The 11,179-nt window shown below is 32.2% G+C and carries 11 protein-coding genes and 1 tRNA gene; 6 read left to right on the top strand and 6 right to left on the bottom strand.

All coding sequences use genetic code 11. The features are described 5' to 3' along the window. Positions 1-307: 307 nt before the first annotated feature. Both NTX22_15695 and crcB read right to left on the bottom strand, forming a co-directional pair. Positions 308-673: a DUF190 domain-containing protein gene (locus NTX22_15695; protein MCX6151968.1), complete on the bottom strand. Its 366-nt coding sequence runs from the start codon at positions 671-673 to the stop codon at positions 308-310. A gap of 11 nt (positions 674-684) precedes the next feature. Further along, positions 685-1,053, bottom strand: a complete 369-nt coding sequence (gene crcB, locus NTX22_15690) for a fluoride efflux transporter CrcB (GenBank protein MCX6151967.1) — start codon at positions 1,051-1,053, stop codon at positions 685-687. A 204-nt stretch (positions 1,054-1,257) separates the two neighbouring features. Between crcB and NTX22_15685 the strand changes: the two genes are divergently transcribed. The 3 genes from NTX22_15685 to NTX22_15675 all read left to right on the top strand — a co-directional run bounded on the left by NTX22_15685 (position 1,258) and on the right by NTX22_15675 (position 5,051). Continuing rightward, on the top strand, positions 1,258-1,977 hold the full coding sequence (locus NTX22_15685; GenBank protein ID MCX6151966.1) for a hypothetical protein: 720 nt from the start codon (positions 1,258-1,260) through the stop codon (positions 1,975-1,977). Between the two features lie 33 nt (positions 1,978-2,010). Then, positions 2,011-3,897 (top strand): oligoendopeptidase F, encoded by a 1,887-nt coding sequence (gene pepF / locus NTX22_15680; GenBank protein ID MCX6151965.1) that lies wholly within the window; start codon positions 2,011-2,013, stop codon positions 3,895-3,897. A 137-nt stretch (positions 3,898-4,034) separates the two neighbouring features. Further along, positions 4,035-5,051, top strand: coding sequence for a guanosine monophosphate reductase (locus NTX22_15675; protein ID MCX6151964.1), 1,017 nt, complete (start codon positions 4,035-4,037; stop codon positions 5,049-5,051). Positions 5,052-5,111: 60 nt separating this feature from the next. Here the strand turns inward: NTX22_15675 and NTX22_15670 are convergent, their stop codons facing one another. The 4 genes from NTX22_15670 to NTX22_15655 all read right to left on the bottom strand — a co-directional run bounded on the left by NTX22_15670 (position 5,112) and on the right by NTX22_15655 (position 8,896). Continuing rightward, positions 5,112-5,696, bottom strand: coding sequence for a hypothetical protein (locus tag NTX22_15670; protein MCX6151963.1), 585 nt, complete (start codon positions 5,694-5,696; stop codon positions 5,112-5,114). A gap of 104 nt (positions 5,697-5,800) precedes the next feature. Beyond that, on the bottom strand, positions 5,801-8,035 hold the full coding sequence (locus NTX22_15665; protein MCX6151962.1) for a heavy metal translocating P-type ATPase: 2,235 nt from the start codon (positions 8,033-8,035) through the stop codon (positions 5,801-5,803). 27 nt (positions 8,036-8,062) lie between these two features. After that, positions 8,063-8,260, bottom strand: coding sequence for a cation transporter (locus NTX22_15660; protein ID MCX6151961.1), 198 nt, complete (start codon positions 8,258-8,260; stop codon positions 8,063-8,065). Between the two features lie 198 nt (positions 8,261-8,458). Continuing rightward, positions 8,459-8,896 (bottom strand): hypothetical protein, encoded by a 438-nt coding sequence (locus NTX22_15655; protein MCX6151960.1) that lies wholly within the window; start codon positions 8,894-8,896, stop codon positions 8,459-8,461. A 281-nt stretch (positions 8,897-9,177) separates the two neighbouring features. On the opposite strand from NTX22_15655, the gene NTX22_15650 reads away from it, so the two are divergent. The 3 genes from NTX22_15650 (at position 9,178) to NTX22_15640 (ending at position 10,740) form a co-directional block, all read left to right on the top strand. After that, positions 9,178-9,477: an integration host factor subunit beta gene (locus NTX22_15650; GenBank protein ID MCX6151959.1), complete on the top strand. Its 300-nt coding sequence runs from the start codon at positions 9,178-9,180 to the stop codon at positions 9,475-9,477. A 14-nt stretch (positions 9,478-9,491) separates the two neighbouring features. Beyond that, positions 9,492-10,409, top strand: coding sequence for a zinc ribbon domain-containing protein (locus NTX22_15645; protein ID MCX6151958.1), 918 nt, complete (start codon positions 9,492-9,494; stop codon positions 10,407-10,409). Between the two features lie 258 nt (positions 10,410-10,667). Continuing rightward, positions 10,668-10,740, top strand: a tRNA-Thr gene (locus tag NTX22_15640). Positions 10,741-11,179: the final 439 nt, after the last annotated feature.

The raw sequence follows: 11,179 nt of genomic DNA, 5'->3' as shown, positions 1-11,179 counted from the left end.
ATAAGAACGTACGGCAGGTTCTTGATTTAGGGACAAGGCATAAAAAGGATGATTCTTCATCTAATACTCAGAACCCGCCGGAAACACCAACAACATAAAAGGTAATGTATATGCAGGAACACGCTGCGGTGTGTTCCTGTTATTAATTAACTTATCTTACGCAAAAGTTAATGTTCAGTCTTAATCTTGCTCTTACACGTTATTGGGTTTTTAAAGCAGATTAAGATTATGATTAAGTTTACCTGCTGTGGATGGAGCAAGATTAAGAACAATTCTTGTCCTCTGCGTAATGTAGCTTAATAAATGGTTATAAAGAATCAGCATGCTTTTTTGTTGTACTGTATTTTATTATTTCTACCTTTTCCAGGGTTACTAATCCACCACAGTTTGTTTCCTCAAATATTTTATCAATCATTGGAATAAAGCTTTCTATCTTTGCAGATTCATCAACAATCTCTATTACCAGAGGCAAATCTTCTGAAAGACGAAGAATTTTTGAAGTGTGAATTCTACTTGCGCCTCCAAATCCCATTATTCCTTTAAATACTGTAGCGCCAGCTAATCCAGCTTTTCTTCCTTCAACTACTATTTTTTCATAAACGTTTGTTGAATGACTTTTATCTGATTCACCGATAAAAATTCTTAATAGCTTTGCTTCACCTTCAATTTTCATTTTAGTATTCCTTATTTCGAAATAATGTAAGCCAGATATACACCAGCCAAACATAAACCAATGTTTAAAAAAATATTTAAACCAGCAAACAAGAATTCTGAATCTCGTAAAAGATTGATTGTTTCGAGCGAGAATGTAGAAAAGGTTGTAAATCCGCCGCAGAATCCAACTGTTAAAAAAAGCCTAATGTTTGGACTTATGATTTCTCGTTCATCAAAATAAAACATGAAGAGTCCAACTAAAAAACTTCCAATAAGATTAACTGATAGAGTTCCGTATGGAAATGAAATTGGCAGAAATTTATAAATAAAGTTAGATAACCAGTATCTTAAACTGCCACCAATTGCTGCACCGAATGAAACGATTAAATATTTGATCACTAAAGCATTTTCCTTTTTAAAAAATTTTTCCTAATCTAATACCAGGATTATGAACAATATTAAGTTCAAGATATTTTTCAAAAATGTAGCATTAAAGCTATTTGTAACTTAACAAAGGGCTTTCTATTATTCAAATTGATTAATTCATTTTTTATTTATTCGTTTTTATGCTAATTTTTCTAATAAAATAAAGAGAGGTTTTTAATGGCTATAAAATTATTCCTTCTGTTGGTTTGTGTTATATTTTCTTACAGTTTACAATTTGCACAACCAGATTCCCTTACCCACGAAATAAGTGGCGAAGTAAAAGAATTATCTGACTTTCATGAAGTGATCTATCCAATGTGGCATACTGCATATCCGGATAAGGATGTTAATGCGTTACGTGGTTTTGTTCCGGAAATTAATAAACTGGCTGATAATATTTTTGCAGCACAGCTACCTGGAATTTTAAGAGACAAGCAGGAAAAGTGGAAAGCAGGAATCGCCGAACTAAAAACAGTAGTAGATGAATATAATATTGCTGCAAAAGGCGTTGATGATGCAGCATTACTTAATGCAGCAGAAAATCTTCATGCAAAATATGAAATGATGGTTAGACTAATTAGACCTGTGCTTCCGGAAGTTGAGGAATTTCATAAAGTGTTGTATGTAGTTTATCATAAAGATTTGCCAAATAAAAATTATTCGGCTATTAAAAGTGTAACCAAAGAATTTGTTGCCAAAGCAGAGGCAATTACCAATGCAAAACTTTCTAAACGTCTGGAAAACCGGACCGAAAATTTTAAAAAAGCTGCTGCAAATTTGTTGGCTGCTTCTATAGGATTGGAAAAAATTTGCAAAACTGAAAAGAACGAAATGATTTTAAGTTCAGTTGAAAAACTGCATGCTAATTATCAGGCATTAGAAAAAGTTTTTGATTAATTATTTTATTAGATTAAAAAGAAAGGAACTACAATGAATCATAAATTAATAGGAAAATTTTTCTTTATGCTTCCATTATTATTTTTTACTCAAGATAAACTTGTTGCCCAGGATTCTGGACAATTACCAACCAGAGACAAAATTGAAGCTAAGTATACCTGGAATCTTGCTGATATATATACATCAGAGGATTTGTGGGAGAAAGATTTCAAATGGATTGATGAGAACATTGCAAACTATAAAAAGTACGAAGGTAAACTTGGAACTTCTGCTATCGAACTATTAGCTGCAGTTAAGTTTGATGATGAAATGTCAATAAAAATCGGCAAACTTTATTTGTATTCCTCACTTTCAAAGGATTTGGATTTAGCTAACTCAGTTGGATTAGCACGCTATGATAGAATCAGCCAGCTTGTTTCCAAGGTAGCTGCAGCAAGTTCATTCATCCGTCCAGAACTGCTTGGTATTCCAAATGAAAAAATTGAAAAGTTTATGGACGAATCCAAAGAATTAAAAGTTTATAAACATCAATATGAAAATCTTATTAGAATGAAAGCCCATACATTACCAAAGGAACAGGAAGAACTTTTAGCACAGGTAAGTCAGGTTAATCAGATCCCGGAAAATACATTTAGTGTGTTTACAAATGCTGATATGCAATTTCCAACAGTAAAAGATTCTAAAGGTAATGATATTCAGATTTCTGCTGGAAGATATGGAGCCGCATTATATTCAACTGATAGAACTTATCGCGAAAGAGTTTACAGGGGATACTATAAACCATATATGGATTATCGCAATACACTTTCTACTCTTTTTAATGGTGAAATTAAAACGCATATTTTCAATGCCACCGCAAGAAAATACAAATCATCACGCGAAGCATCTCTTGATGTGAACAATATTCCGGTTTCTGTTTACGATAATCTTGTAAAAACTGTAAATGAAAATCTGGAACCATTGCATCGTTGGGCTAAGATGCGAAAAAAAGTACTTGGATTAACAGAGCTACATCCATATGATGCTTATGTTACTCTTTTCCCTGGAATTAAGGATGAATATCCTTATGACAAATCAATTGAAATGGTGAAAGATGCATTAAAACCATTGGGAGAAGATTATATTAAAAATCTAACCAATGCTTTCAATAATAGATGGATAGATGTTTATGAAACTAAAGGAAAGAGGAGTGGTGCTTATTCCTCCGGAACAACTTACGGAGTTCATCCTTATGTACTTCTTAACTGGAATAATCAATTGAATGATGTATTTACTCTTGCACACGAGATGGGGCATAACATGCATTCATATTATACCGGGCAGACACAGCCGTTTCCGTATGCTGATTATTCAATCTTTGTTGCCGAAGTTGCGTCAACCTGCAATGAAGCTTTGTTACTTGATTATTTGATCGATAAAGCTAAATCCAAAGAAGAAAAATTAGCTTTGATTGAAAAATATTTAACTAATATCACTACTACATTTTACCGACAGACAATGTTCGCTGAGTTTGAGCAGGTTACTCATGAAAAAACTGAAAAGGGAGAAGCACTTACTGCTGAAACTCTAACCCCGCTTTACAAAGAAATTGTTCAGAAGTATTGGGGACCGGATATGATTGTTGATGATGAAGAAGCATATACCTGGGCAAGGATTCCGCACTTCTATTATAACTTCTATGTTTATCAATACGCTACAAGCTATGCAGCTTCGCAAATAATTGCAGCAAAGATTAAAACGGAAAAACAACCGGCAATTGATAAGTATTTAAATTTCCTTAAAGCTGGTAATTCCGATTATGCCATAAATGTTTTAAAAGCTGCAGGTGTTGATATGAATTCTCCGGAACCGATAAAGCAGACAATTAAAAAGATGAACGAATTGCTTGATGAAATGGAAAAGCTGCTTGCTGAAAAATAAATATTGTTATATATTAGTCACCGAATTTATTAGGCGAGATTTTATCTCGCCTTTATTTTGTATTTAACTGTACGAAGCAACTTTCAATTAGCGGCTAAGGTTGAATAATTTGTGTTGATAATAAAAAGGAGCATTAAATGAAAATATATTCCAAGGCGGATTTGAATAAATATCACTTTTCCTTAACCTACGACGACATAAGTCTTATACCAACTGAAATATCCAGAGTAAGAAGCAGAAATGATGCTTCAACAAAACTTGATTTTTTAGGATTGGAATTAGGTGTGCCGGTTTTATCAAGTCCGATGGATACTGTAACAGGATTAACAATGGCAAAGGAATTAACTGAGCTTGGTTGCCTTGGAATTTTAAATCGCTTTGATTCCTCATTATCCGATGATCTTAACAATATTGGAGCTGTAGATGGAATTAAGGGCGTTTCCATTGCTCTTAATACTGAAATTGAGGTTGTTGAAAAACTTGCATCGAAAGGTTATGTTATTTGCATCGATACAGCTAATGCGAACAACAAGGCAGTCTTAAGCAAAACGGAAGAAATAAAAAAACGGTTTAATGTAAAAGTGCTGGTTGGAAATATTGCTCACGGTGCAAGTTTAAAACAATTGGTGGATTGCGGTGCTGATGCAGTAAGAGTTGGCATAGGCAGCGGTAGCGTTTGCACAACTTCCATTCAAACTGGAATTGGAATTGGTCAAGTTTCATCTTTGTTAAATGTTTTATTTGCAAGGAAGGAACAAAAGTTAAACATTGGAATTATTGCAGATGGTGGTATTAAAAGTTCTGGTGATGTTGCAAAAGCAATCGCTCTTGGTGCTGATTCAGTTATGCTGGGAAGAATGCTGGCAGGTACTAAAGAAACTCCAAGTGAAGTTATAAAATACAATGGGCAGCTCTGGAAAAAATACCGTGGTTCAGCATCTTTTGGCGTTAAAATGAGAAATGAATTTATTGAAGGTGAAGAAACTATGGTTCCTTACAAAGGACCAGTGAAGAATGTAATTGATAGTATTTCTGATGGTTTGAAAAGTGCAATGAGTTATATGAATTGCTTTACTCTTGATGAACTTAGAAAGACGGAAACTTTTGCCGTTCTTAGCAATAGTTCATTCCTGGAAAGATTACCGAAGATGTAAAATCAGAATTATAAAATTCTGTTTTCTGTATTCTGTATTCTGTTTTCTGAGTTCTAAAAATTACCAGGCATAACCAATATCTAAGCGAATATCCGGAAAAGTTCCTTTGGTTGAATATGAATGAAAAGAATTATCATTGTAAGTTGAACTAACAAAATAGTAATCCACTCCTAAACCAACGCCAAGAGCAAACTCGCTTCCAAAGAAAAATTGCCATCCAACCAAACCTCCAATAGAAAATGGAGTTATTGTCGATCCCTCGGATCTTAATTCCTTGTAAGAAATGTTTGGCGCAAAATAAAATCCCTTCAAGGATTTTCCAGAAGGATAAAATCGTACTTCAGCATTAACGCCAAAACCATCTATTCCACTTATTGTGGGCAGCCGTAATCCAATTCCTCCGCCAATATTATTGGAAAACCTATGATAGTATGAAATATTATAGAACAGTATAAATGTAAGGGGACTAATTGCTAACAGATTATTCCTTGGAGTTATATCTTCTGATTTTGAAATTACAACGGACTCCGTTTTAACGACCTTTCCGGTAGAATCTTTGCTGGTTCTTGTTTCGTTAGTAATTATCTGTGCATAATTTATTTCAATAACGAAAACCAAAAAAAACAATGTTGGTATTAGTTTCATTATCATCACCTGTTATTTTCCTGAACTAACATAGCTTATTTTCGGAAATATCTCAAATGAGTTTTTGAATTAAGAATGGAAATGATATTAGAGGAATTCTGAAATCAGAATTTGGATTTGCGTAAACGAAGAGAATTGCTTACAACTGAAACTGAACTGAAAGACATTGCTAACGCTGCAAACATTGGATTTAATAAACCAAGTGCTGCCAAAGGAATACCAATTGCATTAAAAATAAAAGCCCAAAAAAGATTTTGTTTTATTATTCTAATAGTTCTTCGGGATAATTTTATCATTTTGACTATGCTCATCAAATCTCCTTTTAATAAAGTTATATCAGAAGATTCTATTGCTACATCAGTTCCACTTCCCATTGCAATCCCAACATCGCTTTTAGCAAGAGCGGGCGAATCGTTTATCCCATCTCCGGCAACTGCAACAACGTGATTTTGATTTTGGAATTTCTCTACAATTTTTAATTTATCTTCTGGCAGTACTTGAGCAGAAAAATTTTCAATCCCAACACGTTTGGCAATTGCCGCCGCCGTTTTTTGATTATCGCCAGTAACCATAACAACATTGATATTCATTTTTTTCAATTCAGCTATTGCTTCCTTGGAATTGGCTTTTATCGGATCTTCAACGGCAATTATTCCTTTAACTTCACCATCAATAGCTACAAAAACTGTGGATTTACCTTCGCTTGACAGATCAGAAAATTCTTTATTAAATTTTTCATTTTTTATTGAGTATTCTTTCAATAGGTTTTCATTGCCAACAAGAATAGTTGTATTACCAATCAGTGCTGTAATGCCATTACCAGTTATGTTTTGGAAAGTATCCAAATTTTTCAAGTCGATTTTTTTTATCTGCGCATATTCTACAATTGCCTGCCCAATAGGATGTTCAGATTTGTTTTCTACAGAAGCAGCAAGGCATAACAATTCTTCCTCAGAAAAATTGTTTGTAATTAAATCCGTTACCAAAGGTTTACCTTCGGTTAAGGTGCCAGTTTTATCTACTATAATTGTAGAAATTTTATGAGCTAGCTCCAGGCTCTCACCATTTTTAATCAGAATTCCATGTTTTGCACCTAAACCAGTTCCCACAATAATAGCGGTTGGAGTTGCTAATCCCAAAGCGCATGGGCAAGCAATAATTAATACAGCTACAAAATTTATTAAAGCAAAGTTAAAAGAATTTTCATCTCCAAATACCAGCCAGCTTATGAATGTTAGAATTGCAATTCCTACAACCACGGGAACAAAAACAGCGGCAACTTTATCTGCAAGTTTTTGTATTGGCGCTTTCGAACCTTGAGCCTCTTCTACCAAAGTTATTATTTGCCCAAGGACAGAATTTTTTCCTAAAGCTGTAATTTCAAAATCAAAAGTTCCATTCTTGTTTATTGTTCCACCAATAACTTTAGCTCCAATTCCTTTTTCAAGTGGAAAGGATTCACCTGTAACCATTGATTCATCTATGGTTGTGGAGCCGGAAATTATTTTTCCATCAGAAGGAATTTTTTCGCCCGGTTTTATTATAACAATATCTTTAAGAACAAGCTCATCAACTTTTACTTTTATTTCATTTCCATTTCTTCTAACCAATGTTTCTTTAGGTTTCAATTCCAACAATTCTCTTATAGCGGAATTTGTTTTTTGTTTTGCACGGTTTTCCAGAAATCTACCAAGTAGAATTAAAGTAATTATTACAGCAGTAGAATCATAATAAACGTGTGGTAACTTAAAACTACTTGTAATAAGAACAGGGAAGAGAGTTGCCAATAAACTATATCCATATGCAGTTCCGGTACCAATTGCAACTAAGGAATTCATGTCTGCCGCAAAATGTTTTAGGTTGTTCCAGAAAGCAACATAAAACCTTTTTCCTGATACAAAAACAACAGGTGTAGTTAAAATTAATAAAATTTTATTGATGTAATCCATCGATACCGGGAATAATTGGTGAAACCAATTGAATTCCATTAACATAGAAATTGAAAAGATTGGAATTGTAAAAAGTAAAGCGAATCGAAAATCTTTTTTTATTGCGTGGAAAAAGTCGTTGTTTAGACTAAAATCAATTTCATTTTGTGAATCTTCTTTTTGAAATTTTTCTACATTAGATAGTTTGTAACCGGCATCTTCAACAATACCTGCAATTTTACTAAAATCAATTTTCTTAGGATCAATTTCAAAACTTGCTTTTTCAGTCGCAAAATTTACATTAACGTTAGTAACCCCATCCAGTTTCCCGATAGCTTTCTCAACTCGGGCTACACAACTTGCACAAGTCATTCCTTCCACTGGAACGTTATATTTTATTAATTCACCCATGATCTTTGTTACTTTAATAACCTTGCCTTAAACAAGCCTATAACCAGCCTCAGAAATTGCTTTGGAAATATCTTCCTTTGGTAATTTCGATTCATCGTACTCAATTTGTGCTGAACCTATTGATACATCAATAATTTTTAAATTTAATTTTGATAATTCCTTTTTGACTGCCATTACGCAATGGTTGCAGTTCATACCTTCTATTTTTAAAATATCTACTATCATAACTTTCCTAATTTATTAATTGTATGATGAATATAAGAATTAAAAGATTCTGACTGAAATAAGAAGAAAAGTATGGGTTGGACAAGTGAATTGACTAAGTTGAAAAAATGGATATAATTTATATTTAGGAGAAAATTCTTATAGAATATTTTGGTTTAAAGAAATCGAAATTGAAACAATAACCTATCAAAATCACTATTATGACCTATATACTTTTAACATTCTTAAATCATTTGATGAAAAATCAGCATAGTTATCAAACACATTAGTTGTATTTTGATTATTTCTAAAATTTTTTGTGAATGATTGGCTAATTGGTTCTGCGTGGTAATAATTCGTATGGTATTCATTAACTATTTCAAAGCGGTTTTCATTTTTGTTATAATTATTGCGTGATAAATTTCTTTTTGTCTTTGGTTCCTGGTAATACGAAATATCATTTACTGGAAGTAAAAAATCGTACGATGGTTCATTAGAATTCCCAGGAAAACTAAAAGTTTCTATTTGATTATCTTGAATAAGCGGTTTTCTATGATTTGGTCTTAATTTGTAAATGACATATGAGATACTTAGAACAACAATTAAACTAATTGAAAAAATAGTTAGTGCTGTAAAGATAATTGGTAACAATCCCATTTGTATTCTCCATTTTTTTAATATTAAAATCAATCATTATGCCAGCATATTTTAGTTGATAAAAGCAATTTTTAAGGATTTTAAGGTTCTGTTTTGAGATTGATTTCCAAAGTGGGACACTTTTATTGTTCCGTAGATTGTTATAATAAATTATCTTTTAGAAGAAAATACTACTTTTTTTCTTTCAAGTTTGCATTACCTAACTCTTTATAAATTTTGATATTAGCGAAAAAAATAATAATTTTAACAAAGATTTTGATAGAAATAATTTAGAAAGTATAATGAAACATATTACTAAAGCTGATATTGTTGAAAAAATTGCTTTAGGTACCGGTATTACAAAACTTGAAACTGAAGTTATTGTTGATGGATTTTTAATGACAGTGATTGAGTCACTAAAGTTAGGTAAAGCGATAGAGATTCGCGGATTTGGAAGCTATGGCATTAGAAAAAAGAGAGGAAGGCTTGCTCGAAATCCTAAATCTGGTCAAAAAGTTTTTATTGAAGAACATTTTGCTCCTACATTTAAATTTTCTAAAGAATTTAAATCCATTGTTGCAGAAGGTTTGAAGACAAGCTAAGATAAAGCTACGCTATGATGAGATGTTCAAATTGTAACACAGTTCTTAATGATGATTTTAAGTTTTGTCCAAAGTGTGGTGTATTTGTTACTGAGAATAAAAAAGATTTCACTAATACATCTTTAGATAAAAGACCGGTAAAAACTATATATATATGCGAGGTTTGCGGAGAAGATACATCAATAGATAATGGTTTTTGCGAAAAATGTGGTGCTAAATTATCGGGGAAGGAAAAAGATGTTGCTTCCGAAAAGATAAAACTGGCAGAAAATAAAGTCCTTGCATTTAAAGAGAAGAAGCAAAATCGTGAACAAAAGTTTTCTAAACCTGGCGCTAAAGAAAACAAATCAAATGCAACAAACATAGTTAGTGAAAAAAATAAAACTCTGAATATTAACCAGATAATATGGATAGCAGGGGGGCTAATTATCTTTGGTTTCATATTACTTTGGGTAAGTGGAGTTTTTGATTCAAATCCTGTTCGGCAGATGCAAGGTAATAATGTTATTGATTCCAAAATAAACTTGGAAGAGATACAAAAAATTGAGGAATTGGAAACTCTAACAAGGAACGATACTACAAACATCGCTAATGTTTTAGACTTAGCTCATAAACTAAATGATTCAGGATTCTTTGAGAGAGCAATTAACTATTATAAAATGTATCTTCGGTCTAATCCGGGAAATGCAGATGTTCATATTGATTTAGGTGTTTGTTTTTATGAATTAAAGTTGTATAATAATGCCAAAACTGAGATGAAAAAAGGATTAAGGATAAATCCACAACATCAAATTGGATTGTTTAACCTTGGTATTGTAAATTTTTCTGAAGGAAAGTTAGACTCAGCAAAATACTGGTGGAAAAAAAGTATAGCAATAAATGAAAATTCAGAGATTGGAAGTAAAGCAAAACATTTAATAGAATCAAATTAAAATAGGAGGTATTTAATGCCCTGCGGTAAAAAAAGAAAGCGACATAAAATGTCTACTCATAAAAGAAAAAAAAGATTAAGAAAGAATCGACATAAAAAGAAATTGCGATAAATATATAAATTGAACGATGCCGTTTAAAAATTATTAATATTTTTAAATGATGTAATTCTTTTTAAATATTAAATAAACACACAACAATTCAGCATAATTTAGTTTGTTGAACAATTTTAATAAAAGGAGATTTATCCGCCATAAAATGCTGGCGTAGCTCAGTTGGTAGAGCAGCTGATTCGTAATCAGCAGGTCGACGGTTCAACTCCGCCTGCCAGCTCGGAAATGGCTCGATTTTAGTTAGAAATCGGGCTTTTTTATTTTGTACAGTTAAAGATTCCTGCTGACTTGCTATTACAAAATGTATGGAGTTTGTAAGGCTTTCCACTATTATTTAAATGAAACCTCTGAAAAATTAATTGACATTAATTAAAAATTTAAATAACATTTGCTGCAAAAAAACACAAGAGAATAAAAATGAGAAGTAACAAAATCAATAATGTCGATTTATTTACATCAGTGGTAAATGAAAAATTCAGTAAACATATAAAAACTCAAAGTAAACAAGCATTAGAAACCACTGTTGTCCGGTAAAAATAAATTATAAGTAAGAAATATGACTAAGTTTAATAAAAACGAAGAAATATTAAGAGAATAGAAAATAGAACCTCCGGTTAACCAAAAAGTAAAAGTTGTTCATCTGTTTTTGTAGTTAAAAA

This window comes from Ignavibacteriales bacterium (assembly GCA_026390815.1).
Lineage (GTDB): Bacteria > Bacteroidota > Ignavibacteria > Ignavibacteriales > SURF-24 > JAPLFH01.
Note: the sequence above shows the minus strand (reverse complement) of the source record. Positions and strands in the feature narration are given on the sequence as shown.